Annotated in this window: 21 protein-coding genes and 1 pseudogene; 8 read left to right on the plus strand and 14 right to left on the minus strand. The window is 74.5% G+C overall.

Translation table 11 applies throughout. From position 1 onward, the window contains the following. Positions 1–93: 93 nt before the first annotated feature. Positions 94–2,166 carry an MMPL family transporter gene (locus tag KRR39_RS20595; RefSeq protein WP_216939272.1) on the minus strand — a complete coding sequence of 691 codons (2,073 nt, stop codon included), beginning with the start codon at positions 2,164–2,166 and terminating at the stop codon, positions 94–96. A gap of 24 nt (positions 2,167–2,190) precedes the next feature. Between KRR39_RS20595 and KRR39_RS20600 the strand changes: the two genes are divergently transcribed. Further along, positions 2,191–2,688 (plus strand): MarR family winged helix-turn-helix transcriptional regulator, encoded by a 498-nt coding sequence (locus KRR39_RS20600; protein ID WP_216939273.1) that lies wholly within the window; start codon positions 2,191–2,193, stop codon positions 2,686–2,688. Between the two features lie 54 nt (positions 2,689–2,742). Here KRR39_RS20600 and KRR39_RS20605 read toward each other — a convergent pair whose 3' ends face one another. The 3 genes from KRR39_RS20605 to KRR39_RS20615 are packed head-to-tail and all read right to left on the minus strand — an operon-like array spanning position 2,743 to position 4,744. Then, positions 2,743–3,069 carry a putative quinol monooxygenase gene (locus KRR39_RS20605; protein WP_216939274.1) on the minus strand — a complete coding sequence of 109 codons (327 nt, stop codon included), beginning with the start codon at positions 3,067–3,069 and terminating at the stop codon, positions 2,743–2,745. Positions 3,070–3,103: 34 nt separating this feature from the next. After that, positions 3,104–3,724: a TIGR03086 family metal-binding protein gene (locus tag KRR39_RS20610; protein ID WP_216939275.1), complete on the minus strand. Its 621-nt coding sequence runs from the start codon at positions 3,722–3,724 to the stop codon at positions 3,104–3,106. Positions 3,725–3,730: 6 nt separating this feature from the next. Continuing rightward, positions 3,731–4,744, minus strand: coding sequence for a sigma-70 family RNA polymerase sigma factor (locus KRR39_RS20615; RefSeq protein ID WP_216939276.1), 1,014 nt, complete (start codon positions 4,742–4,744; stop codon positions 3,731–3,733). A gap of 116 nt (positions 4,745–4,860) precedes the next feature. On the opposite strand from KRR39_RS20615, the gene KRR39_RS20620 reads away from it, so the two are divergent. Next, a complete protein-coding gene (locus KRR39_RS20620; protein WP_254185301.1) occupies positions 4,861–6,795 on the plus strand; it encodes a penicillin-binding transpeptidase domain-containing protein in 1,935 nt (644 codons plus the stop codon). Between the two features lie 51 nt (positions 6,796–6,846). Here KRR39_RS20620 and KRR39_RS20625 read toward each other — a convergent pair whose 3' ends face one another. Beyond that, a complete protein-coding gene (locus KRR39_RS20625; RefSeq protein WP_216939277.1) occupies positions 6,847–7,512 on the minus strand; it encodes an RDD family protein in 666 nt (221 codons plus the stop codon). Between the two features lie 149 nt (positions 7,513–7,661). Here KRR39_RS20625 and KRR39_RS20630 point away from each other — a divergent pair, with 149 nt between their 5' ends. After that, entirely contained in the window at positions 7,662–8,465 is an 804-nt protein-coding gene (locus KRR39_RS20630) for a PP2C family protein-serine/threonine phosphatase (RefSeq protein ID WP_216939278.1), read from the plus strand. Positions 8,466–8,572: 107 nt separating this feature from the next. Here KRR39_RS20630 and KRR39_RS20635 read toward each other — a convergent pair whose 3' ends face one another. Next, the gene (locus tag KRR39_RS20635) at positions 8,573–11,620 is read right to left on the minus strand and encodes an ExeM/NucH family extracellular endonuclease (protein WP_216939279.1); all 3,048 of its coding nucleotides are present in this window, start codon (positions 11,618–11,620) and stop codon (positions 8,573–8,575) included. A 221-nt stretch (positions 11,621–11,841) separates the two neighbouring features. Here KRR39_RS20635 and KRR39_RS20640 point away from each other — a divergent pair, with 221 nt between their 5' ends. Then, positions 11,842–12,366 carry a YbaK/EbsC family protein gene (locus tag KRR39_RS20640; protein WP_216939280.1) on the plus strand — a complete coding sequence of 175 codons (525 nt, stop codon included), beginning with the start codon at positions 11,842–11,844 and terminating at the stop codon, positions 12,364–12,366. Positions 12,367–12,641: 275 nt separating this feature from the next. Here KRR39_RS20640 and KRR39_RS20645 read toward each other — a convergent pair whose 3' ends face one another. Further along, entirely contained in the window at positions 12,642–14,189 is a 1,548-nt protein-coding gene (locus KRR39_RS20645) for a glycerol-3-phosphate dehydrogenase/oxidase (RefSeq protein ID WP_216939281.1), read from the minus strand. After that, the gene (locus tag KRR39_RS20650; protein ID WP_216939282.1) at positions 14,186–14,803 is read right to left on the minus strand and encodes a TetR/AcrR family transcriptional regulator; all 618 of its coding nucleotides are present in this window, start codon (positions 14,801–14,803) and stop codon (positions 14,186–14,188) included. Before KRR39_RS20650 ends, KRR39_RS20645 begins: the two co-directional genes overlap by 4 nt. Before the next feature lie 17 nt (positions 14,804–14,820). On the opposite strand from KRR39_RS20650, the gene KRR39_RS20655 reads away from it, so the two are divergent. Then, entirely contained in the window at positions 14,821–16,398 is a 1,578-nt protein-coding gene (locus KRR39_RS20655; protein ID WP_254185302.1) for an FAD-binding oxidoreductase, read from the plus strand. A 204-nt stretch (positions 16,399–16,602) separates the two neighbouring features. Here the strand turns inward: KRR39_RS20655 and KRR39_RS20660 are convergent, their stop codons facing one another. Together KRR39_RS20660 and KRR39_RS20665 are read right to left on the minus strand one after the other, a co-directional pair. Continuing rightward, complete coding sequence (locus tag KRR39_RS20660; RefSeq protein ID WP_216939283.1) at positions 16,603–17,301, minus strand: pirin family protein; 699 nt, start codon at positions 17,299–17,301, stop codon at positions 16,603–16,605. Between the two features lie 10 nt (positions 17,302–17,311). Beyond that, the gene (locus KRR39_RS20665) at positions 17,312–18,301 is read right to left on the minus strand and encodes a GGDEF domain-containing protein (protein WP_216939284.1); all 990 of its coding nucleotides are present in this window, start codon (positions 18,299–18,301) and stop codon (positions 17,312–17,314) included. A gap of 223 nt (positions 18,302–18,524) precedes the next feature. Here KRR39_RS20665 and KRR39_RS20670 point away from each other — a divergent pair, with 223 nt between their 5' ends. The 3 genes from KRR39_RS20670 to KRR39_RS20680 are packed head-to-tail and all read left to right on the plus strand — an operon-like array spanning position 18,525 to position 21,667. Next, positions 18,525–18,980 carry a hypothetical protein gene (locus KRR39_RS20670; RefSeq protein ID WP_216939285.1) on the plus strand — a complete coding sequence of 152 codons (456 nt, stop codon included), beginning with the start codon at positions 18,525–18,527 and terminating at the stop codon, positions 18,978–18,980. 48 nt (positions 18,981–19,028) lie between these two features. Beyond that, complete coding sequence (locus tag KRR39_RS20675; protein ID WP_216939286.1) at positions 19,029–20,405, plus strand: GH1 family beta-glucosidase; 1,377 nt, start codon at positions 19,029–19,031, stop codon at positions 20,403–20,405. Beyond that, entirely contained in the window at positions 20,402–21,667 is a 1,266-nt protein-coding gene (locus KRR39_RS20680; RefSeq protein ID WP_216939287.1) for an MFS transporter, read from the plus strand. The genes KRR39_RS20675 and KRR39_RS20680 overlap by 4 nt, the downstream gene beginning before the upstream one ends. Positions 21,668–21,751: 84 nt before the next feature. On the opposite strand, the gene KRR39_RS20685 is transcribed toward KRR39_RS20680, so the two are convergent. The 4 genes and pseudogenes from KRR39_RS20685 to KRR39_RS20700 all read right to left on the minus strand — a co-directional run bounded on the left by KRR39_RS20685 (position 21,752) and on the right by KRR39_RS20700 (position 24,116). Beyond that, positions 21,752–22,168 (minus strand): hypothetical protein, encoded by a 417-nt coding sequence (locus KRR39_RS20685; RefSeq protein WP_216939288.1) that lies wholly within the window; start codon positions 22,166–22,168, stop codon positions 21,752–21,754. A gap of 66 nt (positions 22,169–22,234) precedes the next feature. Next, a complete protein-coding gene (locus KRR39_RS20690; RefSeq protein WP_216939289.1) occupies positions 22,235–22,672 on the minus strand; it encodes a VOC family protein in 438 nt (145 codons plus the stop codon). 57 nt (positions 22,673–22,729) lie between these two features. Then, a pseudogene (locus tag KRR39_RS20695) lies at positions 22,730–23,323 on the minus strand (alpha/beta fold hydrolase); the annotation flags it as partial. Between the two features lie 238 nt (positions 23,324–23,561). After that, on the minus strand, positions 23,562–24,116 hold the full coding sequence (locus KRR39_RS20700) for a hypothetical protein (protein WP_216939291.1): 555 nt from the start codon (positions 24,114–24,116) through the stop codon (positions 23,562–23,564). Between the last annotated feature and the right edge of the window lie 94 nt (positions 24,117–24,210).

Raw genomic sequence — 24,210 nt, forward strand, 5'->3', positions numbered from 1 at the left:
GTCCCAGTCCCGCACCATCCCGCGAGCCTGCCCCGACCGCACCCGCCCTGTCGAGACCACTACTCCCCGGCCCGACGTGCCCCGCGTCCCGGGTCAACGGGGGCGGCGGCGGGTGCCCGGGGTCCCGGGCCACCAGAACCGCTCGCCGATCAGCGCCACCAGGGCCGGCACCAGCACCGAGCGCACCAGCAACGTGTCCAGCAGCACCCCGAAGCCGACGATCACCCCGATCTGGGTCAGCGTGATCAAGGGCAGCACGCCCAGCACGGTGAACACCGCGGCGAGCAGGATCCCGGCGCTGGTGATCACGCCGCCGGTGACGGCCAGCGCGGTGGCGATGGAGGTCCGGGTGTCCTCGGTGGCGGCCTCCTCGCGGGCCCGGGTCGCCAGGAAGATGTTGTAGTCGACGCCCAGCGCGACCAGGAACAGGAAGCTGAGCAGCGGCACACCGAGGTCGAGCGCGGGGAACCCGAACCAGTGCGAGAACGCGAACCACCCGGCGCCCAGGCTGGCCACGAAGGTCGCCACCACGGTCAGCACCAGGACCACCGCGGCGACCACCGAGCGCAGCAGCAGCAGGAGCACGACCATCACGATCCCGAGGATCAGCGGCAGGATCACCCGCTGGTCGCGGGTCGCGGCGGTCTTGGCGTCCAGGGCCTGGGCATCGGTCCCGCCGACGAGCGCGTCCGGGTCGACCTGGCGTACCGCGGCGCGCAGGTCCTCCACGACCGCCGAGCTGGCAGCGGACTCCGGGGCGGCCGAGAGCACGGCGTCGAGCTCGACGAGGTTCGCCTCCGACGCGCCGGGTCGGACGCTGCTGACGCCCGGGACCGACGCGGCCGCCCGTCTCACGGCGTCGGCCCGCTCCGGCGTGGTCAGGACGGCGGTGGGCTCCGAGGACCCGGCGGCGAAGTGCGCGCCGAGCACCTGCTGGCCGACGACCGACTCCGGCTTGGCGCGGAACTGCTCGGTCTGGGACAGGCCGGTCCTGAGGCCGACGGCTCCGGCGCTGAGCACGCCGAGGACCAGCAGGCTGACGATCGCGACCGGCACCGGACGGGCGGTGACGGAGCGGCCGACCTTGGACCAGAACCCGGTCCGGGTGGGCTCGGCCTGGCCGGGTCGCGGCACGAACGGCCAGAACAGCCCGCGCCCGAAGATCAGGAGCGCGGCGGGCAGCACGACCAGGGCGTAGACCACCGCGGTCACCACCCCGATGGCCGCGGAGAACCCGAGGCCGCGGTTGCTCGGGCTGACCGCGAACCCCAGGGACAGCAGGGCGAGCACGACGGTCGAGGAGCTGGCCAGGATCGCCGGCGCGGCCTGCGAGAGGGCGACCCGCATGGCGTCGTACCGGTCCTCGAGCAGCCGGAGCTCCTCGCGGTAGCGGGCGATCAGCAGCAGGGCGTAGTTCGTGCCGGCGCCGAAGACCAGCACCGAGGTGATCCCGATCGTGGCCTCGTCGATGCTGAAGCCGAACGCGTCGACGGCCAGCGACACCAGCTTGGTCGCCACCTGGTCAGCGGTGCCGACCACGGCCAGCGGCACCAGCCAGAGCCAGGGGCTGCGGTAGGTGAGCAGCAGGAGCAGGGCGACCACGCCGACGGTGGTCAGCAGCAGCCGGACGTCGGCACCGTCGAACACGGCGCCGAGGTCGGTCTGGAAGGCCGGGCCGCCGGTGACGTTGGCGTCCAGGCCGACCGGCAGGTCGGCGGCCACCTGGGCGCGGATGTCCTCCACGGCCGTGCGCTGGGCGGTGTCGGACAGGTCGGTGGACAGCGGTACGCCGATCAGCGCGGCCTCGCCGTCGTCGGAGAACGCGGGGAAGGTCTTCTGGCCCTCGGCCGCCAGCGGGCGCAGCGCGCCGACCAGCCCGCCGATCACCTGCCGGTCCTCGGCGGTGAGCGGCTTCCCGCCCCGGTCGAAGACCGCGAAGGCCGGCGCGTACGCCGTCGCGGGCAGCTTCTGCTGGGCCCGCAGCGCGAGCGTGGACTCGGCGTCGTCGGGCAGCGCGGCGGCGGGGTCGGTGCTCGCCTGCGCCGCGGCGACCAGGGAGAGCGCGAGCCCGGAGAGCAGGAGCGCTGCGACCAGGACCACCCAGGAGGTGCGGCGGGTGTGCCAGGGCCGGCGAGCCTCTTTGTTTCGGCCGTCGAATAGTTCCACGCTGGAAAGAGTAGACTATCGGGCATGTCGGATGGCAACCCCCGGGTCGGACCGGTCCGGTCCTGGGTGGTCCGCAGCATGCGGACGTTCGGGAACGAGCTCGAGCTCTACATCGCCGCGGCCGGGCGCGAGAACGAGATGCACCGCACCGACCTCGCCGGCCTGTCGATGGTGATGGACGAGGAGTCCCAGGGGCACCCAGTGACGCCGGGCCGGCTGAGCAGCTCGCTGCAGCTCAGCGCCCCGGCGACCTCGGCGATGCTCGACCGGCTCGAGCGGCTCGGCCACGTCCGTCGTACGCCGCACGCGACGGACCGGCGCTCGGTGGTCGTGGAGATCACCGACCACGCCCGCGAGGTCGGCGGGGCGATGTTCGGCCGGATGGCCCAGCACCTCGGTCCGGTCCTCGCGGCCTACGACGACGACCAGCTCGCGCTGATCGCGGAGTTCCTCGACCGCGCCTCCGAGGCGACCCGGGCCGCGCGCGAGGAGACCCCCCCCGCTGACCCCCTGACCCCCTGACCCGGTCGTCCGGTTGCGGGAGCGCCCGGGCGCGCGCTCAAGCGGACGACCCGGTCAGCGGTCGACGGCCATCTCGCCCAGCTCGGACCAGTCCGTGCCGGGCACCTCGAAGTTCACGATCTTCGGGGTCGCGGCGAGGTACTTCGGCAGGTCCTGCTGGGCCTTCTTGAAGTGGTCGGACTGCACGTGCGCGCCGCCCGCCTCGCCGTCGCGGAAGGCCTCGACGAGGACGTACTCGTTCGGGTCGGTGACGCTCCGCGACCACTCGAACCACAGGCAGCCGTCCTCGGCGTTGCAGGCCTCGGTGAACTCCCGCGAGAGCTGCGGCCAGTCGTCGGCGTGCTCGGGCAGGACCTGGAACTTGGCGGTGATGAAGATCAAGACGGCTCCTCGGGTCGTGGCTGGGCCTCCGAGCCTACGAGCGTCGGCCCAGCGCGGCGAGCAGTCGGGTGCTCGGCCGCGCGTGCACGGGTACGTCGACCGGGTCGGCGAACCGCGCGGGACGGTCGGCGTGGTCCACGAGCAGCGGCAGCACCTCGAGGAGCTCCAGGGCCAGGCCCGGCGGCAGCGGCCGGTCCGCGCCGCAGGCCTGCGCGACGTCCCAGCCGTGCACCGCGATCTCCAGGGCGCCGGCGGCCGCGACCAGGTCGGAGCGCAGCTCGCGGTCCGCGACGGCGACCGGTCCCGGACCGGGGTGGTGGGTCCAGGCCGCGAGCAGCGCGCAGGCGCGGTGCTTCAGGGCCTCGACCAGGTCCTGGACGGGCCGGGCGACGGCACCGGGCCCGGCGCGGACCGGCACCAGGTCGACGTACCCGATCTCGGCGGCCTCGGTGAACGCCGCGAGCGAGTCGACCATGTGCCGCAGCAGCGCGTGCAGGTCCCAGCGCTCGCACGGGGTGCGGGCGTCCGGCGGCGCGCCGCCGACCAGGAGCAGCGACCCGCGCGTGTAGTCGACGGCGCGGCCGAGCAGCTCCGGGCCGGCGAGCCGGCGGGGAGACTGCCCGGGGTCCGCGGCCCAGGGTGAGGGCGTGGACATGCGACCTCAGACGTCGACGGCGAGGCTGGCCGGCAGGCCGAACAGCTCGAAGAGCTCGGGGCCGAAGAACGCGCCGACGTGCTCGACGCCCTCCGGGCCGAGGGTGAGGACCTGGAGCTGGAACGGGTGGAAGACGTCGTCCTCGCCGCGCATGTAGAGGCCGAACGCGGGCTGCCCGTTGGCACGGGTCGGCAGCATCCGCATGTCGTGCACCCCGCCCGGGCACTGGGTGTCGATGAGCCGACCGATGTTCTCGGCGCCCTGGTACCACCCGGTGAACGGTGGCATCTCCCAGATCGCGTCGCGGGTGAGCATCGAGACGATCGCGGCGACGTCCTTGTCCCAGAAGGCCTGCACGTAGCGGTCCAGCATCTGCTTCTGCTCCGGGGTCGGCTCGCCCACGGTGTCCGCGGAGAGGTTCGCCTTCTCCAGGGTGGCGTGCGCGCGCTGCAGGGCGCTGTTCACCGAGGCGGTCGTCGTGTCCAGGGCCTCGGCGACCTCGGCGGCCCGCCACCGGAGCACGTCGCGCAGGATCAGCACCGCGCGCTGGCGGGCCGGGAGGTGCTGCAGGGCCGCCACGAACGCCAGCCGGATGGTGTCCCGGTCGGTGACCACGGCCAGCGGGTCGGCCGACGTGCCGGAGTCGAGCAGCGCGTCGGGTGCCGGTTCGAGCCAGGGGATCTCGCCGTTCTCCTCCAGCGGCGCGCCCGCCTCGCTCGACGGGGCGCCCAGACCGGCCGGCAGCGGTCGCCGGTCGCGGCCCTCGAGCGCGGTCAGGCAGACGTTGGTGGCGATCCGGTAGAGCCAGGTGCGCACCGAGGAGCGGCCCTCGAAGTTGTGGTAGGCGCGCCAGGCCCGCAGGTAGGTCTCCTGCACCAGGTCCTCGGCGTCGTGCACCGAGCCGGTCATCCGGTAGCAGTGCGCCAGCAGCTCACGGCGGTAGGGATCGGTCGCCTGCGGGAAGTCCGCCACCGCCGGAGCCCCGGGTGTCGCGTTCTCCGTCACCGTGCTGGTGGCCATCGGTCCCCGCCTTCCTCCGTGTGCGCCCCACCCTAGGTCGGCGCGGCTCTCCTGGAAACAGACTTGTCGGTCGAGGAGAACTCATCGCTCCGGGCCGGCGCTTTTGACCGACCCCTGTGACCCGTGGTGCGATCGGGGCGTGGAAGCGCCTGGGGAACCTCACCGCCGCCCTGCTCGTCACGCTGCCGCTCGCGGGCTGCACCGGAGGCCCCCAGGGCCCGAGCGTCCAGGACGCCGCCGGCGAGCTCGCCGCCGCGCTGTCCGCGGGCCGGCTGACCACGGTGGCGTTCAGCGGCGGCACCCCGCAGCAGGCTCAGGGGCTGTGGACCCGGGCGGTCGACGGCCTCGGGGACTCCAAGCCGCGCGTCCAGGTCGGCAAGGTGACCGAGGGTGCCGACGGCAAGCCGTCGACCGCGACGCTGTCCTACGTGTGGCGGCTGGCCGGGAACGCCCAGCCGTGGACCTACGACACCACCGCCGAGCTGACCCGCGGCGGCGACGACGCCTGGCAGGTCCGGCTCGACCCCTCCCTGGTCTACCCCGACCTGAAGCAGGGCGAGTCGCTCCGGCTCACCCCGGTGGATCCCGACCGTGCCGACATCACCGGCGCCGGCGGGAGCCGCCTGGTCACCGAGCGGCCGGTGCTCCGGTTCGGTATCGACAAGGGCACCGTCCCCGCGGCGTCGGCCGGCGCCTCGGCCCGTCGGCTGGCCCGGCTGGTGGGCGTCGACCCCGCGGCGTACGCCGAGCGGGTCCGGGCTGCCGGGCCGAAGGCCTTCGTCGAGGCGATCGTGCTCCGCCCCGCCGACGCGGGCAGCAAGCGCGGTGCCGCCGGGCAGATCCCGGGGGCCGCGGTGGTCGGTGACACCCTGCCGCTGGCACCCACCCGCGAGTTCGCCCGGCCGATCCTGGGCTCGGTCGGCCCGGTGACCGCGGAGATCGTCAAGGAGTCCGACGGCGCCTACCGCGCCGGCGACGAGGCCGGTCTGAGCGGGCTGGAGGCGCGGTACGACGAGCGGCTGCGCGGCACGCCCGGCGCCGACGTCGAGGTCGTGGACGCGAAGGGCCAGGGCCGCGAGGTGTTCAGCGTCGACCCGCAGCCCGGCGACCCGCTCGCCACCACGCTCGACCCGCGGCTGCAGCGCCTGGCCGAGCGGGTGCTCGGCGGCGTCTCCCCGGCCTCCGCCCTGGTCGCGATCCGGCCCTCGAGCGGCGACGTGCTGGCCGCCGCCAGCGGCCCCGGCGGTGGCGGCCTGTCCACCGCGACCGTCGGCCAGTACGCCCCCGGCTCCACCTTCAAGGTGGTCACCAGCCTCGCGCTGCTGCGCTCCGGGCTCGAGCCGTCGAGCACGATGTTCTGCCCCGAGACGGTCGTCGTGGACGGCAAGCGGTTCAAGAACTACGACGACTACCCGGCCGACGGGACCGGCCGCATCCCGCTCAGCCTCGCGGTCGCGAACTCCTGCAACACCGCCTTCATCGGCGAGCGGGAGACCGTCGACCAGCCCGAGCTCGCCCGGGCCGCCGCCTCGCTCGGCCTCGGCGTGGACCACGACCTCGGGTTCCCGGCCTACTTCGGGAAGGTCCCCGCCACCCTCGAGGAGGCCGGCTCGGAGACCGGGCACGCCGCCTCGCTGATCGGGCAGGGCCGGGTCACCGCGTCCCCGCTGGCGATGGCGACGGTGGCCGCGTCGGTGGCGAAGGGGTCGGTCGTGGTGCCCCGGCTGCTCCCGGACCAGGCCGCCGACCAGGCCGCGGACGGGGCCACCCCGCAGACCCCGCTGACCGCGGCCGAGGCCCGGCAGCTCCGCACGCTGATGCGCGGCGTGGTCACCCAGGGCAGCGGCCGGTTCCTGCTGAGCGTGCCCGGCGCCCCGGTGCTGGCCAAGACCGGCACGGCCGAGTTCGGCTCCGAGGAGCCGCTGCAGACCCACGCCTGGATGATCGCGGTGCACGGCGACCTGGCCGTCGCGGTGTTCGTCGACGTCGGCGACTCGGGGTCCGGGACGGCCGGCCCGCTGCTCGACCGGTTCCTGCGCCAGGCCGGCTGACGCCGCGGCCACCCGGTCCCTGCGGACCGGGGTGGCCCCCTGCGACGTCGGTCAGCCGATCTTGAGCACCCTCGTGCCGCCGGCGAACCGGTCGTGCCAGCCCTGCTTGGTGGGAGAGGTGCTGATCGTCACCGCGATCGTGATCGCGGCGGCGAGCTCCAGCAGGCTGCCGACGAGACCGAGCAGCGGGATGATCCCGAGGATCCCCAGGCCGGTCCACACGTTGCGCTTGAAGGCCTGCTCCACCGTCGGGTGGCCGCCCTCGGGCCCCTGGGTCTCCAGCTTGAGCAGCATCTTGCCGACGGTCTGCCCGCGCTGGGACTCCATCACCACGAAGTAGCCGAGGTAGAGCGCCGTGGTGATGATCGCGGAGAGCGCGCCGATCGCGAAGCCGTTGCCGGTGCTGAGGCCGTAGCCGGTGGCCGAGCTCGCCCCGAGCAGGCCGACGATCAGCACGGCGCTGATGATCGCGTTGACGATGCCGACCAGGATGCCGTCGATGAGCCGGGCCAGGAAGCGGATCCCCACGTCGGCCGGCTGGCCGACCCCACCGGTGGCCGGGCCGTAGCCGTAGCCGGGCTGCGCGCCGTAGGGGGCGCCCGGCGGGGGCGGCGGCGGCGGTGCCGGCTGCCCGGGCCCGGTGGACCAGGCCCCGGGCGGTGTCTGGCCGGGGGGCGGGGTGCCCTCCGGAGGCGGGTTCTGCGTCGGCTCACTCATGATGTCCCCTCACTTCACTGGGCGTGCCTGGCGGTCCGGCGGACCACCCGGACACCTGACGCTAGTGAATGCGTGAACGCTTGTCAGCAGCCGGGCCTTGTCGCCGGCGTGGCGGCGGGGGAGGCTGTCGGGAACACGAGGAGGCCGCGATGCTGAGGTTCCACCGCGCCGGGCGCAGCCACAGCGGGCTGGTCCGAGCCGTCAACGAGGACTCCGGGTTCGCCGGCCCCTCCCTCGTGCTGGTCGCCGACGGGGTCGGGGGCGCGGCCGCCGGCGAGGTCGCGTCGGCCACCGCGGCCTACGTCACCAGCGCGCTGGCCCTCGGCCGGCCCGACGCGGACCCGGTCGCCGTGCTCACCGAGGCGGTCCGGCTGACCCACGAGCAGCTCGAGGTGGGTACGGCGCAGGACCCGTCCCGCACCGGGATGGGCACCACACTCACCGCGCTGCTGACCGACGGCGCGCGGGTGGCGCTCTGCCAGGTCGGCGACTCGCGCGCCTACCTGCTGCGCGACGGGACGCTGACCCAGCTCACCCGGGACCAGACCTTCGTGCAGCTGCTCGTCGAGCAGGGCGTGATCACCCGCGAGCAGGCCCGCCGGCACCCCCGCAAGAACGTCGTCCTGCAGGCGCTGGAGGCCGGGCACCCCGCGGAGCCGGACGTCGGCCTGGTCGACGTACGCCTCGGGGACCGGCTGCTGGTCTGCTCCGACGGGCTCACCGACCTCGTCGAGGACGACCAGGTCCGGGTGTGCCTGGAGCAGCCGGACGCCGAGGAGGCCGCCCAGGCGCTGGTCGACGCGGCGCTCGCGGCCGGCGGGGTCGACAACGTCACCTGTGTGGTGGCCGACGTCGAGGACGGTCCCCGGCTGGTCCCGGACGGGGCCCGGCTCGGGGCGTTCAGCTCCCCGGACCTGGTCGTCGACCCGGCCGCCGTCCACGCCCTCGGCTGACCGGCAGAGCCTCCGGCTGCACGACGAGGCCCCCGGCTGATCGAGCCTGTCGAGATCACTGGGAGTCTCGACGGGCTCGACCAGCCGGGGGCCGGCCGGGGGGTGGGTCAGTTCTGCACGGTGAAGGTGACCGGCGTGGTCACCGCCTCGGCGAGGTCGCTGCCAAGGTACTGCACGGAGACCGTCTCCTGCCCCTTCGTCTTGTACGGCGCCAGCGTGATCGTCGCGTGCCCGTCCACGAGCTGCTCGAAGCCGAGGATCGCGCCGTCCTGGCGGACCACGACGTAGCCGGTGACGACCTGGCCGGGCGCGGTCAGCGTCACGTCGAGCCGCGGGCTGGTGGTCTTCTTGTGGATCACCGTCGGCTGGACTCCGACGACGACCCGGGGCGTCGCCTTGACCACGTCGAACGCGACGTCGGCCGAGGACGGCGCGAAGGCCGAGGTGCCGCCGAAGCTCGCGGTCACCGTCTGCGTGCCGACGGCCTGGTAGGCCGGCAGCGTCAGGGTGGCGACGCCGTTGCTGACCGGGGCGGTGCCGAGCACGGTGCCGCCGGAGGTGAACGTCACCGTCCCGGCGTCGACGGTGCCGGTGTCACCGGCGACGCGGGCGGTGAGGGTCGGCTTCGTGTCGCGGACCACGACCGGCTCGGGGGAAACGGTGGCCGTCGTGGTGGTCGCGGCCGGCGGCGCCGGGACGTCGAAGCCGACCAGCAGCGGGTCGTGGTCGCTGGAGCGGTACGGGTCCGGCGCGTAGAAGCTCGTCGCGTTGTAGTTGAACCGGCTGTACTCGTAGGCCACCGACTCGACCGAGTTGATGTTCCACACGTGGGCGCCGGTCACCTGCGCGAGCGCCGGGCCGTTGGCGAGCACGTGGTCGAGCGACCCGACGACACCGCTGAACTGGTAGGTGTACTCGTCCGGCGCCCGGTCGGCACCGATGTCGGTGTACCCCGCGTCGTACAGCACCTGCAGCGGGTCCTCCTGGGTGTAGGAGTTGAAGTCACCGGTGAGGAACACCAGGTCGGTGCCGGCGAGCGCCTTCTGCTGGTCGGCGAAGGTCACCAGGGCCTTGGCCTGCGCGACCCGGTCCGGGTTGGCGTTGCCCTGGCCGGTGCCGTCGTCGACGCCGGAGCCCTTGGACTTGAAGTGGTTCACGATCACCAGGAAGTCCTGGGCGGCGGTGCCCCCCGCGGGTCGGAAGGCCTGGGCCAGCGGCTCGCGCGCGTTGTCGAACGCCGGGTCCTGCAGGATGTGGGAGGTGCCGACCGGGGCGGCCTTGGCCTGCTTGTAGATGAAGGCCGTGCGGATCACGTCCTCGTCGGTGACCGCGGGGCGGTCGGCCGGTGTGGGGGAGGGCACGAACTTCCAGACCGCCGAGCCGGCGGCCGCGTTCAGCGCGTCGACCAGCGAGGACAGCGCGTCGTCGCGACGGTCGGGACCGGCGTACTGCGCGGAGTTCTCGATCTCCTCCAGGGAGAGCACGTCGGCGCCGAGGGTGTTGATGGCGGCGACGATCTTGGCGCGCTGGCGCAGCAGGTTCTCGTCGTTCGCCGCGCCGCGGGGGCCGTTGCCGTTGCAGGAGTTGACGGTCACCTTGTTGCCGGCGCGGTCGTTGTAGAAGCTGCAGGTGCCGCCGTCGGCGACGAAGTCGTCACCGGTCTCGGGGAAGAAGTTCAGCACGTTGAAGCTGGCGACCTTGAGGTCGCCGCCGACCGGGGCCGGCGCCGCGGGGCGGGTGTCGGGGAACGTCGCGGGCTGCACGGTGGCGGCGTTCGCGGCGGTCAGCTGCTGGGTGGGCTGCAGCTTCCAGGCGTTGTTGCGGTAGTCGAGCACGACCGGCCGGGTGAACGTCGCCGGCGCCCCGACCCGGATCGAGTGGTCCGCGGTCAGGTACGGCAGCGGGACGTCCTTGCCGCTGGTCAGGTAGTTCAGCGACGAGCCGTCGTCGAGGACGACCTTCTTGGTCGCGTTGTCGGCCTCGACGGCCTGCGCGGCCGGGCCGGGCTTCGCCACGTCGGTCGGCTGCGGCAGCGGCCGGGTGTCGTGCGCGAGGCCGATCTCGGCGTACTGGTTCAGCGAGTAGTTGTCGGTGACGGTGTAGGCGCCCTGCGGGGCGACGAGCATGCCCTCGAGCGACTCGCGGCTCGCGTCGGTGGCCGGGAAGCCGACCGTGGCGGGGGCCGGGGTGGCGACCTGGTCGATCAGCGTGGTCACGCCGCCGGCGGCCGGGGTCAGCTCGGTCATCCCGGCGAACTCGGTGACCTTGCCGGTGACCTGGAGGAAGTCGCCGACGTGCGGGTACGTCGCACCGCTGCCGGCGAACACGAAGATGCCGTCGGACGTGTCGTGGGTGGACAGGTCCAGGGCGCCACCGGTGCCGGGGGTCTGCAGGTAGTAGCCGTTGAAGCCGCCGGTCGGGTACGCCGCGGTGACGACGCCCTTGGTGATCACCGACTGGTCGACGAACGGGCTGGTCGCGCCCGGGCCCTGGATCTGCTCGATGCTCGCGGGGACCGGGTCGCCCGGGGGCTGGGTCGGGCCGGTCGAGGAGTTCTCGGGCTTGGGGGCCGCGGAGCCGAAGTCGGCCTTGTTGTCGTTCGTGTCCGCGCCGGCCGCGGTGCGGGTCGCGGCCGTGGTGTTGGACAGCGTCGGCGCGGGGGCCGAGCCCTCGAACGCGTTCGCCGTGCCGTAGCCGACCAGGTCGACGACGCTCGGGTCCGTGGCGGGCACGGGGGTCGCCGACGAGGACAGGAAGACGACGCCGTTGGTGCCGGACAGCGCCAGCGTGCCGGTCGCGTCGGGCGTCGGCAGCGCCCCCGACGGGGTGGCGCCGGCGGCCTCGGCCACCAGGAACTTGCCGTTCGCCGGGACGGTGCCGCTCAGCGCGGTGGCCGCGGACGTCGTACCGGTGGCGGAGCGGTACTGCACGCTCATCCCGGCCAGCGGGAGCGGGGAGCCGGTGGTGTTCTGCAGCTCGATGAAGTCGTTGGTGTACGGCGCGCCGGAGTTGCCGCCGCCTCCGTAGACCTCGCTGATGACCAGCCCGGAGGTGCTCGCCGCGGCGGGCGCGGCGGTGGCGAGCGGGGCGAGGGGGGTGGCGACGAGGGCGAGGCCGACGGCGGCTGCCCAGCGGCGGGACGGGGATCGGGACACGCTGCATCTCCTGGTGGCGGGGGTGGTGCCGAGGGACCCGGCAGACCACCGGGGCGCGTGTGGGCGCCGCCCGGAGGCGTGAGGCGATCTCCCGAGATGAAGAACCAGCGGAGCGTATCCCCCCAAACCCCCCGAGCGGGAGGGCGTGAAGGTATCGAGAAGGTGACGATCAGGGGTGGAACCGGGCGGATACGGTGGCCGGATGGTCCTGCCCACCCTCGGTGCCCTCGTCCCCCCTGCCCGCGCTCGAGCACCCCGGCCTGCTCGGCGCCCCGGTCGCCCGGGCCCTCGCGGGCTGGCCGCACGCCGCCGAGGTCGGGGTCGTCGAGATCGACCCGGAGCTCGCCGACACCGCGGCGATGACCGAGGCCTACGACGTCCCGCTCACCGCGAGCGCGAACTGCGTCGTCGTCGCCGGGAAGCGGGCCGGCGAGGAGCGCGTCGCGGCGTGCGTCGTACGCGCGGACACCCGCGCCGACGTCAACGACCTGGTCAAGCGCAGCCTGGACGTCCGCAAGGCGTCGTTCCTGGCGATGGACCGGGCCGTCGAGGAGTCCGGGATGGAGTACGGCGGCATCACCCCCGTCGGCCTGCCGGACGGCTGGCGGCTGCTCGTCGACGAGGCCTGCCTGGCGATCGACGTCGCGATCATCGGCAGCGGGGTCCGCCGCTCCAAGCTCCTGCTCCCCGGCCGGCTGCTCGGGTCCCTGCCCGGCGCCGAGGTGGTCCCGGGCCTGGCCCGCTGACCCGGGCCCAAGGTGAGTCCGACCCGGGCCCAAGGAGACCCCGACCCGGGCCCAAGTTCACGCCGACCCGGGCCCAAGTTCACGCCGACCCGGGTCCAAGTTCACGCCGACCCGGGCCAGGGGTGAGTCCGACCCGGGCCTCGCGATCACGTCGAGCCTCTCCGCGACGGGAGACCCGGGTGGACCTCTTCCAAGACCCGGGTGGACCTCTTCCAAGACCCGGGTCGACGTTGACTGGGACCCGGGTCGGGGTTGGCTGAGGTCCGGGTCGTGGTTCACGTGAGCAGGGCGAGCACCTCGGCCGCGGCCGCCTCGGCGAGCACCCGGTCCGCCGGCACGAGCCCGATCCGGGTCCGCCGGTCGAGGAGGTCGTCGACGTCGAGCGCCCCCTCCTGTACGACGCCCCAGATCAGCTCGGCCCTCGTCGTGGCCAGGCCGTCCGCCACCGGGGCGAGCAGCGTCGCGTCGTCCAGGCCGAGGCCGCGACCGTGCGCGAGCAGGGCGGGCGCCTCGGCGCCGTACCTGCGCACCAGCCGGGCCGGTGCGTCCACCCGGGCCAGCGCCGCACGGGGCGCGGCGCCGACCAGCGGCAGGTCGCGGGTGCGGCAGGGGCCGGCGGCCAGCGGGGTCCGGGCGAGGGCGCGGTCGACGGCGTCCTCGGCCATCCGACGGTAGGTCGTCAGCTTGCCGCCGACCACGGTCACCACGCCGTCGGCCGACTCCAGGACCGCGTGCCGCCGGGACAGGTCCGCGGTCGCGCCGCCGGGGCCGGTGTCGAGCAGCGGCCGCAGCCCGGCGTACGCGCCGACCACGTCCGCGCGGGTCACCGGCCGCTCGAACGCCGGCCCGATCACCCCGAGCAGGAACTCGATCTCCGCGTCGGTGGGGACGGGCACGTCGGGTACGTCGCCGTCGACCGGCTCGTCGGTGAGCCCGACGTACACCCGGCCCTCGGGCTGCGGCAGCGCGAACACGAACCGGCTCGTCGAGCCGGGCACCGGTGCCATCACCGCGGTGGTCAGACCCTCGAGGGCCGCCGAGCGGAGCACGAGGTGGGTGCCGCGCGACGGCCGCAGCCGGACACCGGGCACCAGGCCGCCCGCCCAGATGCCCGCCGCGTTCACGACGGTGCGCGCCCGGATCGTGGAGGTGGTGCCGGTGAGCTCGTCGCGGACGACCGCGCCGTCCCCGGACAGCTCGGTGACCCGGGTCCGGGTCAGCACCCGGGCGCCGTACGTCGCGGCGGTGCGGGCCAGGCCGACGACGAGCCGGGCGTCGTCCTCGAGCTGACCGTCCCAGGACAGCAGCCCGCCGCGCAGCCCGTCGGCGCGCAGCCCGGGGACCAGGCCGAGGGTCTCGGTGCGCGAGAGCCGCCGGGGCCGGGGGAGCACGTCGCGCGGGGTGCGCGCGGCCAGCCGCAGCAGGTCCCCGGCGACCAGGCCGGCCCGGGTCAGCCGCGCCGCGCCGGGCGCGACCGAGGGCTGCAGCGGGACCAGCATCGGCAGCGCGCGGGTGAGGTGCGGCGCGGTCCGGGTCATCAGCACCCCGCGCTCGACGGCGCTCTCGTGGGCGACGCCGACCTGCCCGTGGGCGAGGTACCGCAGCCCGCCGTGCACGAGCTTCGAGCTCCACCGCGACGTACCGAAGGCCAGGTCGTGGGCGTCGACGGCGACCACGGACAGCCCGCGCGAGGCGGCGTCCAGCGCCACGCCTGCGCCGGTCACGCCGAGCCCGACGACCAGCAGGTCGACGACCCGGCCGTCGGTGGCCTCGGCCAGCTCCCGCTCCCGCCGTACGACGGACAGGGCCGGCGACCCGCTCACGGGTGGAGGTACCCGTCCACCAGGGCCCGGAGCTCGCCGTCGAACGCCGCCGCGTCGAGGCCGTCGCCGGTCATCGTCGCCGTGGACAGGCCGAAGCCGTAGGCGGCGAGCAGCACCGAGCGGGCCAGCAGGGCCGGGTCGCCGGCTCGTACCGAGCCGTCGGCCCGCCCTTCGACGACGCCGGCCTCGAGCCGGGCGAGCAGCGCGTCCTGGGTTCGGCCGCGACGCTCGAGCAGGTAGGGCAGCAGCAGCTCGGGGTCGACCTCGACGATGGTGCGGAACAGCTCGTTGCGACGCAGCGCGGCCACGGTCGCGGCGACCCCGTCGGCCAGCCGCTCGCGCGCCGACCCGGCCGACGAGGGCTCCTCGGCGATCCCGGACCACTCGCGGGTCATCAGGTCGCCGACCAGGCTCCGCATGTCCGGCCAGCGCCGGTAGATCGTCATCCGCGAGACGCCGGCCCGCCGCGCCACGTCGGTCAGCGTGCTGCGTCGCCAGCCCAGCGCCACGATGCTGGCGCGGGCCGCGTCGAGGAGCGCGTCGTCCCCCGCGGCCCGGCGGTGGCCCGGCGGGGCCGTCTGGGTCGCCCGGGAGATGTTACGAAGTGACGGCACATGTCACACTGTAACGCATGACGACTCCGATGCACTGGGCCCGCTGGGGCGACCCCGACCAGGCCGCCGCCCTTCCCGAGGCCGCCCGCGGGCTGGTCGAGCTCGCGTTCGGCCCCGCCGAGGAGCGGCCCACCACCCCGCTCGCCGAGGTCCGGGTCCCCGAGCCCGCGCTCGCCGCGGACCTGCTGGCCGGGCTGCGCGACCTCGTCGGCGCCGACCACGTGCACATCGACCACGAGACCCGGGTCCGGCACACCCGCGGCAAGTCGACGTCCGACCTGCTCCGGATGCGCGCCGGCGACGGCTCGGACGCCCCCGACGCCGTCGTCCGGCCGGCCGGCCACGACGAGGTGCAGGCACTGGTCGGCTGGTGCGCGGAGCACCGGGTCGCGCTGGTCCCGTTCGGCGGCGGCACCTCGGTCGTCGGCGGGCTCACCGTGCTGCGCGAGGGGTACGCCGGCGTGGTGTCGCTCGACCTGGGCCGGCTCGACGCGCTGGTGTCGGTCGACGCCGAGTCGGGGACCGCCGTGCTCCAGGCCGGGGTGCTCGGCCCGGCCGCCGAGGAGCTGCTCGGTGCGCACGGCCTGATGCTCGGGCACTTCCCGCAGTCCTACCGGTACGCCTCGGTCGGCGGGTTCGCCGCGACCCGCTCCAGCGGCCAGGCCTCGTCCGGCTACGGCCGCTTCGACGCGCTGGTCGTCGGGCTCACCGTCGCCACCCCGATCGGCACGCTCGAGCTCGGCTCCGCACCGGCGAGCGCCGCCGGCCCCGACCTGCGCCAGCTCGTGCTGGGCTCCGAGGGCGCGTTCGGGGTGATCACCTCGGTGACCGTCCGGGTCCGCCCGGTGCCGTCGGTGAAGGTGTACGACGGGTGGCGGTTCGACTCGTTCGCGGCCGGGACGGCCGCCTTGCGCGCGCTCGCGCAGTCCGGGGCGGCGCCGACCGTGCTGCGGCTCTCCGACGAGAACGAGACGGCGATCAACCTCGCCCAGCCCGACCAGGTCGGCGGCGCGAGCGCGGGCGGCTGCCTGATGATCGCCGGGTTCGAGGGCGAGCCCGCCGACGTCGAGCCGGCCCGGGTCGTCGCCTCCGCCCGGCTGACCCGGGCCGGCGGGGTCCGGGACGAGACGGCCGGGCCGTCGTGGGCCGCCGGCCGGTTCCACGGCCCGTACCTCCGCGACGCGATGCTCGACGTCGGCGTGCTCGTCGAGACCCTGGAGACCGCGACGTTCTGGTCCGGCCTGCCCGGGCTGTACCGCGCGGTGACCGCCGCCGTCACGGGCGCGCTGGCCGACGACGCGCCGCTGGTGCTCTGCCACGTGTCGCACGTCTACCCGACCGGTGCCTCGCTGTACTTCACGGTTGCCGCCAAGCAGCGCGGCGACGGCCTCGAGCAGTGGGCCCGCGCGAAGGCCGCCGCGTCCGACGCGATCGTCGCGGCCGGCGCGACGATCACCCACCACCACGCGGTCGGCCGGGACCACAAGCCCTGGCTGGCCCAGGAGATCGGGCCGGTCGGGGTGGAGATGCTGCGCGCGGTCAAGGAGCGCCTCGACCCGCACGGGGTCCTGAACCCCGGCGTCCTCATCCCCTGACCCGGCGACTCTGGCGGCGAGCGCCCGCCGACCCGGCGACTCTGGCGGCCGAGCGCCCGCCGACCCGGCGACTTTGGCGGCCGAGCGACCACCGACCCGGCGCGTCTGGCGGGCCGCCGTACGGTGCCGACCTACGGACCTGGGCTCCCCGCCGCCAAAGCCGCCGGGTCGGCGCAGCCCCCGCCGCCAGAGTCGCCGGGTGGGCTAGGGGAGCTGCCAGGCCAGGAGCTCTGCTCCCGGAGAGAGACCCGTCGCCCTCGGGGCGCCTTCGGCGGTGAACCTCGCGGCATCGCCCTCCGCCAGTCGGCCGGCGCCCTCCAGGTCGACCGACCCCCGGGCCACGAAGACGTGCAACCGGGGCGCGTCCGGCAGCTCGACGGACTCTCCCGGACCCAGCCGCGCGACGTGCAGGGCGGCTCCCGAGGTGTGGATCCGGACGGCCGCGTCGAGGCCGGGGAGGCCGGAGGCCAGCGCCGTCAGCCCCTGTACGTCGACCCGCGACCGTGCGAAGGACGGGGTGAGCCCGGACTCGTCGGGCCGCACCCACATCTGCACGAAGCGGGTCGGCTCGGCGGCGCCCGGGGCGTCGTTGCGCTCGCTGTGCCGCACGCCGCTGCCCGCGCTGAGCCGCTGCACGACCCCGGGGGTGAGCACGCCGGAGTGCCCGTGCGAGTCCTGGTGCACCAGGCTGCCGGCCAGCACCCAGGTGACGATCTCCAGGTCGGCGTGCGGGTGCAGGTCGTACCCGTGCCCCGGAGCGACCACGTCCTCGTTGTGCGCGACGAGCACCGCGTGCCCCACGTTGTCCGGGTCGTAGTGCTGCCCGAAGGAGAACGAGTGCCGCGACGTCAGCCAGTCCGTCGTGGTCTCGAAACGCTCCCCGCCCCGCCGTACGTCGATCACGCGACCCAGGCTAGGCCAGCGAGTTCGCCACCACCGTGGAGGAGAGCCGGCCGTGCTTGGCGACGTACTGGGCCCGGTCGGCCTCGGCGAACAGCCGGGCCGGCGTCAGCGTCGTGCCGTGCGTGACGGCGGCGGTCGCGGCACCGGCCGAGACGCCGACGCCCGGACCGGAGTGCCAGGTGCGCCGGCACAGCCGGTCGGCGGCGGCGACCACGGCGGCCGGGTCGTGCCCGGAGACCAGCACGGTGAACTCGTCCCCGCCGACCCGGGCGACCAGGCTGCCGGCCAGCCGGCTGAACTCGGAGGTCAGCGCCCGGGCCACGGACTGGATGAGCTGGTCGCCGGCGAGGTGCCCGAGGGTGTCGTTGACCTGCTTGAGCCGGTTGATGTCGAGCGAGACCACCGTGACCGTGCGCACCGAGCGGGGCGCGACGTCGAAGGCCTGGGCGGCCCGCTCGTCGAGGGCCCGGCGGTTCAGCAGCCCGGTCAGCGGGTCGCGGTAGGCGAGCTGCTCGAGCGACTCCTCGCGCACCGCCCGGCTGATCGCACCGCCGAGGATCGCCATCAGCGCCTCGAGGTAGGACAGGTCCAGGCTGCTGAAGTCCGGGTGGTCCACGGTGCGGGTGGCGTAGAACTCGCCCCACAGCTGGCCGTCGACGACGATCGGCGACCCGATCGCGCAGTGCTTGGCGAGCTCCTGGAGCAGCAGCCGCTCGCGGCCGTCGGTGCCCGGGTCGTCGACCGCGGCCCGCCACGGGACCCAGTCCTGGCTGAGCACCGCGAGGTTCGCGTACTCGCCCATGTCGTAGACCTCGTTGTCCGGCCACCGCACCTCGGTCGGGCCGAGGTCGCCGACGTTGACGATGGTCCGCACGGTGCTGGTGCCGGTCTCCAGCCGGCTGACGGACACGCTGGACGCGTCGAGCGCGAGGAGCGCCTCCTCGGCGGCGATCTCCAGCAGCCGGAACAGCGCCTCCGAGCGGCCCAGGGCGCGCGCCATCTCCGCAAGGCTGCGGATGCGCGTCTCCTGCACGGCTGGCAACACCTGTCCGACTCCCTCAGTGCGTCGTGGTGCGGGGCCCGAGAGGCCCGTCCGACTGTTGCTTCGGTCGGTGGGGACGGCCACTACAGGCCTGGCTCGAGATTCTGCACGATCGACACGGCGAGATGTCCGGTTAGTTCGTGTATGACACCACTGGACTACCGCGGGCTAGCCTGCCTGCATGTCACCGGTCCGGGTCGTGGGACTCCTCGCGGGGCTGCTGGCCGCCGGTACGTCGCTCGGCGGGTGCTCCGCGCCGGCCGCCCGTCCCGCGCCGGACCCGGCGCTGGGGCCCGTCGGCCCGAGCACGCCCACCCCCGGCTCCACGGCGGTGTTCGACTGCGGGACCGTCGACGTCCGCGACCTCCACGGCGTCGGGGCCGACCGGCGACGTACCGCGCTGGACCGGGCCGCGGGCTGCGTGCGCGACGCGCTGGCGGCCGGGCGGCCGGCCCGGTTCGTGCGGGTCGGCGGCGACGCGGGTCGGCCGACGCGGTCGACGTACCTCGTGACCGGGCGGGGAGAGCTCTCGGTCAGCGTCGAGCAGGACGGCCGGACCCGGGTGCGGCGCTGCACGAACGCGACCGGGCTGTCCCTGCTCGGCACCTGCTCGCGGGACCCGGGCCCCGGCTCCTGAGTCCCGTCGGTGCGGGACCGGGACGCCGCGATCTGCCAGGGTGTCGCCATGTCGTCCCCCACCCCTGCCCCGTTCCTCCCTGCCGGCTTCCGCTTCGGCACCAGCACCGCGGCGTACCAGATCGAGGGCGCGGCCCGCGAGGGCGGCCGCGGCCCGTCGGTCTGGGACACGTTCTGCGCGCGGCCCGGGACGATCTCCGACGGCAGCAACGGCGACGTGGCCTGCGACCACTACCACCGCTATCCCGAGGACGTCGCGCTGATGCGGGACCTCGGCGTCGGCGGCTACCGGCTCTCGATCGCCTGGTCGCGGGTGCAGCCCGAGGGCAGCGGCCGCGCGAACCCCGAGGGCCTGGCGTTCTACGACCGGCTCGTCGACGAGCTGCTCGCCGCCGGGGTCCGGCCGATGGCCACGCTGTTCCACTGGGACCTGCCGCAGGCGCTCGAGGACCGCGGCGGCTGGCTGCAGCGCGACACCGCCGAGCGGTTCGCGGAGTACGCCGCGCTGGTGGCGCTGCGGCTCGGCGACCGGGTCGAGCACTGGTGCCCGGTCAACGAGCCCAACGTGGTGACGATGCTCGGCCACGCGCTCGGCGTGCACGCCCCCGGCAAGCAGCTGATGTTCGACGCGCTGCCGGTCGCGCACCACCTGCTGCTCGGGCACGGCCGGGCGCTCGCCGCGCTGCGGGCCGTCGGCGCGCGGAGCGTCGGCACCGCGAACAACCACTCGCCGGTGCGGGCGGCCTCCGACGACGCCGCGGACGTGGCCGCCGCCGAGCTCTACGACACGTTGTGGAACCGGATCTTCTCCGACCCGATCCTGCTCGGCCGCTACCCCGCCGGCATCTTCGAGCTGATGCCCGGGCCGGTCGAGGACGACCTCGCGGTGATCGGCGCGCCCGTCGACTTCTACGGCCTCAACTACTACAACCCGACCCGGATCGCCGACCCTGCCTCCCCGCTCCCGGCCGAGCCGGGCTTGGACGAGGTGCTGACCGCGCGCGGTGCGCCGTTCAAGATGGTGCCGCTCGAGGGGTACGACCGCACGGCGTTCGGCTGGCCCGTCGTGCCCGACGGCCTGCGGGAGACCCTGGTCGGCCTCCGGGCGACGTACGGCGACCGGCTGCCGCCCGTCTACGTCACCGAGAGCGGCTGCGCGTACGACGACGTGGTCGGTGCCGACGGGGCGGTGCACGACCCGGAGCGGGTGGCCTACCACGACGCGCACCTGCGGGCCGTGGCCGACGCGATCGCCGACGGGGTCGACGTACGCGGCTACTACGCGTGGTCGCTGCTCGACAACTTCGAGTGGGCCGAGGGGTACTCCAAGCGCTTCGGCCTGGTGCACGTCGACTACGCGACCCAGCAGCGCACGCCCAAGGACTCCTACGCGTGGTACCGCGAGCTGATCGCCGCGCACCGGTGACCACTCTCCCGCCCCCGCCCGGGTCGGTCGAGCCCGTCGAGGCGTTCGCCGACCCGCTGGTCTCGGTGCCCAGGCGCTGGGTCGCCTCGGTCACGCTGGCCGGGCTCGGGCTGTGGGCGGGGTTCTTCGGGCCGATCCAGGTGCTGCTCGCCCAGCAGGCGCAGGTGGTCTCGCCCGACCACAAGGAGTTCGTGTTCGGGGTGGTGACCGGCGTCGGGTCGGCGGTCTCGGTGGTCGCCAACCCGCTGTTCGGCGCCCTCTCCGACCGGACCACGTCGCGCTTCGGCCGGCGGGTGCCGTGGGTGCTGGTCGGCGCGCTGCTCGGTGCCCTCGCGCTGGTGCTCCTCGCGACCGCCCAGTCGATCCTGGCCATGGTGCTCGCCTGGAGCCTGGCCCAGGCCTCCCTGAACGCGATGTTCGCGGCCCTCACCGCGACCGTCCCCGACCTGGTGCCGGTCCGCGAGCGCGGCGTCGTCGGCGGCTGGGTCGCGGTCTCCCAGACCCTCGGGATCGTCGGCGGCGTCGGCATCGCCACCGCGACCGGCGGCATCGCGGCCGGCTACTACGCGACGGCTGCCGCAGTGGTGGTGCTGGCGGTCCCCTACGTGCTGGGCAGCCGGGACGTCGCGCTGCCGCGGGCGCTGCGACCGGACTTCTCCTGGCCGGTGTTCCTGCGCTCGTTCTGGATCTCGCCGGCCCGGCACCCCGACTTCGCCTGGGCCTGGCTGACCCGGTTCCTGGTCAACCTCGGCAACTCGCTCGGCACGCTGCTGCTCTACTTCTACCTCCAGGACGCCGTCGACTACCCCGACCCGGAGCTCGGCGTGCTCGTGCTCACCGTCGTCTACGCGGTCTTCATCGTCGCCAGCACGGTGGTCTTCGGGCTCTGGTCCGACCGGCTGCAGCGCCGCAAGATCTTCGTCGTGGTCTCCGGCGCGGTCACCGGCCTGGGTGCGCTGATCCTCGCGGTCCTCCCGACCTGGCCCGGCGCGCTCGCCGGCGCGGTGGTGTTCGGCATCGGGTACGGCGTCTACCTCTCGGTCGACTTCGCCCTGTGCACCGAGGTGCTGCCCGCCGCCGAGGCCCGCGCCAAGGACCTCGGGGTGATCAACATCGCCGTCGCGCTGCCCCAGGTGTTCGCGCCGTTCGTCGGCTCGTTCCTGGTCGCGTACGCCGGCGGGTACGTCACGTTGTACGCCGTGGCCTGCGCCGTCTGCCTGCTCGGCAGCGTGTTCGTGCGCAACATCCACGGGGTGCGCTAGGTCCTCCCGCTCAGCTGTGGAACGGAACCAGCCTCAGCGAGGCCCGAGGGGGCACGGGTCGTTCCACAGCTCCGCCGGCGGGTGTCACCACTGCAGCCGCATCTCGAGCAGGGTGGCCAGCGCGACCGACTCACCGTCGCGCGCGCCTTGCCCGACCTGCAGCGTCGGCGCCGTCGGCGTCACCGGGACGGTGCGCCAGCGGCCGAAGCGCTCGGGCGACACGACGAGCAGGTAGTACCTGCCGTCCTGGCCGAGGCCGACCGAGTGGTCCTTGCGCAGGTACCACCCCACGACCCCGGTCCGGTAGCGCCCGCGCCCGGTCCACGGCTTGGCCGTCAGCTCCTCGGTCGGCAGCCCCGCCGCGGTCGCCCGCTCGACGAACCGGTCGAGCAGCACCTGGGCCTCGCTCGCCTCCTGCTCGCGCTTCCGGCGCTCCGCCTCGGCGTGGTACTCCGCGCTCGCGGCCCGCTCGGCCCGGCGCCTGGCTGCGTCGTCGTCCACCGGAACCTCCGTCTCGGGCACATGGTCGCCGGGTGGTTTCCCGGCGGCCGGCGAGGATCGACCTGGTCAGCTCTTCTGCAGCTCCTCGGCCAGCATGACGATGATGCCGCTCGGGCCGCGCACGTAGGTGAGCCTGTAGACGTCCTCGTAGGTCGCCACGCCGCGCAGCGGGTGGCAGTCGTGCCGCGCGGCGATCGCCAGGGCCGCGTCGATGTCGTCGACCGAGAAGGCCACGCGGTGCATGCCGATCTCGTTGGGCCGGGTGGGTTCGGTCTCGATCGCGTCGGGGTGGAGGTACTCGAAGAGCTCGAGGCGACCGTTGCCGTCCGGCGTCTGGAGCATGGCGATCTTGGCGTGGTTGCCGTCGAGGCCGACGGCGGTGTCGGTCCACTCCCCGCTGACCGTGTCCCGGCCGAGGACGGTGAGCCCCAGGTCGGTGAAGAAGGCAATGGTCGCCTCCAGGTCGCGGACGGCGATCCCGACGTTCTCGAGCTTGATCGGCATGTGTCGCAGGTTACCGAGTCGGCGCGGTCCGGTCAGGTCCCGGCCGCCGCGGACGACCTACGCGGTTCCGGCCGTCCGCTCGGCGGCGTCGAGGAGGACCCGGGCCAGCCGCTCGGGCTGCACGAGCTGCGGCCAGTGGCCGCCGGGCAGGTCGACGTACTCGACGTCCCGGACGGCGGCGAGCTCCGGCAGGTCCCCGCCGGCCACCCACTCGCGGAGCTGCTCCGCGGTGTACTCCGGGCACACCGCGGTGACCGGGACGTCGTACCGGCGGGGGTCGTGCAGCCGCACGGGCTCGCTGAGCACCCCCTCGGGGACCGGGATGGCCTCGGCGTAGAGCCGTTCGAGGGTCGGCCCGTCGAGGTCGGCGACGTTCGCCTCCTCGCCGACCTCCTTCCAGTCCGGCATCGCGACCTCGCCGTTCTCGGCGGGCAGGCCGCGCAGGAGGGCGCTGCCGTCCTCGCTCGGGAAGCCGCCGACGTACACCGCGCGGGCGACCCGGTCCGGGCGGGCGTCGACGGCGGCGTGCCCGATCCCGCTGCCGGCGGAGTGCCCGACCAGCAGCACCGGGCCCTCGGTCGCGTCGATCGCGGCGACGACGGCGTCCACGTGGTCCCGCAGGGTGATGCCCGAGCGGGGGGGCGTCCTTGCCCTCCATCCCGGGCAGCGTCAACGGGTGGGCCCGGTGCCCGGCGCGCTGCAGCGGCGGGACGACGTCGTCCCAGCTCGAGCCGTCGAGCCACAGGCCGGGGATCAGGATGATGTCCATGGGGGTCCTCCGAACGGGGTGGACGGACGGCGGGAGAGCGCCGTCGTGAGGTCCCGTCGGACGCTAGTCGGCATTGCGGACGGTGTGCGTCCGGAACCGACCAGCGACCTGCGACCGGGGTCAGCGGCCCGGGGTGACCCGCCCCAGGATGCCCTTGCTGACCTCGGACGCGCGCTGCTGCTCGCCGGCCAGCGAGCTCACGACCACCAGGGTGCCGGTGAGCGCGGGCACGACCCACTGCAGGACCCGGAGCTGCGACTGGGCCTTCGCCGCGTCGTCGGGGGTGGCCAGGGACGGGGTGGTGGCGTCCTGGACCGGGACGTCGTGGTGCTGGGAGACCTTCTTGCCCAGGACCCGGCTGTACGCCGTGACGCCCAGCGCCGCGACGGTGAGGGCGGTCTTGGCCAGGGCCATCGAGGCGACACCCTGCTGGCCGGCGACCCGGCCCTTGTCGCCGGCGAGCTGGCCCACGCTGCCGACCAGGTGCAGGCCGATCGCCGCCGCGTTGACGGGGGTCCACTTGTCCCAGCCGGTGTTGGCGACCGCGCCGCTGCCGGTGGCGGTCTTCGCCTCGGCCGAGGCCGGGTTGAGCGACACCGCGTTGGCCAGCGTGCCGCCGAACCAGGCGGAGAGGCCGACGTCGTGCAGCGAGCGGGAGAGCGTGTTGCGAGCCATGAGGGAACCTCCTGAGACGGGGAGGTCCACAGCGTCGTCGCCGTGGACCAGAACGATCTCGGTACCCGGCCCCTCCCGGGTGAAACGCCGTCGC

Source organism: Nocardioides panacis (genome assembly GCF_019039255.1).
Taxonomy (GTDB): domain Bacteria; phylum Actinomycetota; class Actinomycetes; order Propionibacteriales; family Nocardioidaceae; genus Nocardioides_B; species Nocardioides_B panacis.

Excerpts from the sequence above, each read along its gene's own strand:
- KRR39_RS20630 (WP_216939278.1), top strand. The coding sequence starts at position 7,662 with ATGCTGAGGTTCCACCGCGCCGGGCGCAGCCACAGCGGGCTGGTCCGA.
- KRR39_RS20625 (WP_216939277.1), bottom strand. The coding sequence starts at position 7,512 with ATGAGTGAGCCGACGCAGAACCCGCCTCCGGAGGGCACCCCGCCCCCC.
- KRR39_RS20700 (WP_216939291.1), bottom strand. The coding sequence starts at position 24,116 with ATGGCTCGCAACACGCTCTCCCGCTCGCTGCACGACGTCGGCCTCTCC.
- KRR39_RS20615 (WP_216939276.1), bottom strand. The coding sequence starts at position 4,744 with ATGGCCACCAGCACGGTGACGGAGAACGCGACACCCGGGGCTCCGGCG.
- KRR39_RS20675 (WP_216939286.1), top strand. The coding sequence starts at position 19,029 with ATGTCGTCCCCCACCCCTGCCCCGTTCCTCCCTGCCGGCTTCCGCTTC.
- KRR39_RS20670 (WP_216939285.1), top strand. The coding sequence starts at position 18,525 with ATGTCACCGGTCCGGGTCGTGGGACTCCTCGCGGGGCTGCTGGCCGCC.
- KRR39_RS20665 (WP_216939284.1), bottom strand. The coding sequence starts at position 18,301 with ATGGCGCGCGCCCTGGGCCGCTCGGAGGCGCTGTTCCGGCTGCTGGAG.
- KRR39_RS20655 (WP_254185302.1), top strand. The coding sequence starts at position 14,821 with ATGACGACTCCGATGCACTGGGCCCGCTGGGGCGACCCCGACCAGGCC.
- KRR39_RS20600 (WP_216939273.1), top strand. The coding sequence starts at position 2,191 with ATGTCGGATGGCAACCCCCGGGTCGGACCGGTCCGGTCCTGGGTGGTC.
- KRR39_RS20610 (WP_216939275.1), bottom strand. The coding sequence starts at position 3,724 with ATGTCCACGCCCTCACCCTGGGCCGCGGACCCCGGGCAGTCTCCCCGC.
- KRR39_RS20690 (WP_216939289.1), bottom strand. The coding sequence starts at position 22,672 with ATGCCGATCAAGCTCGAGAACGTCGGGATCGCCGTCCGCGACCTGGAG.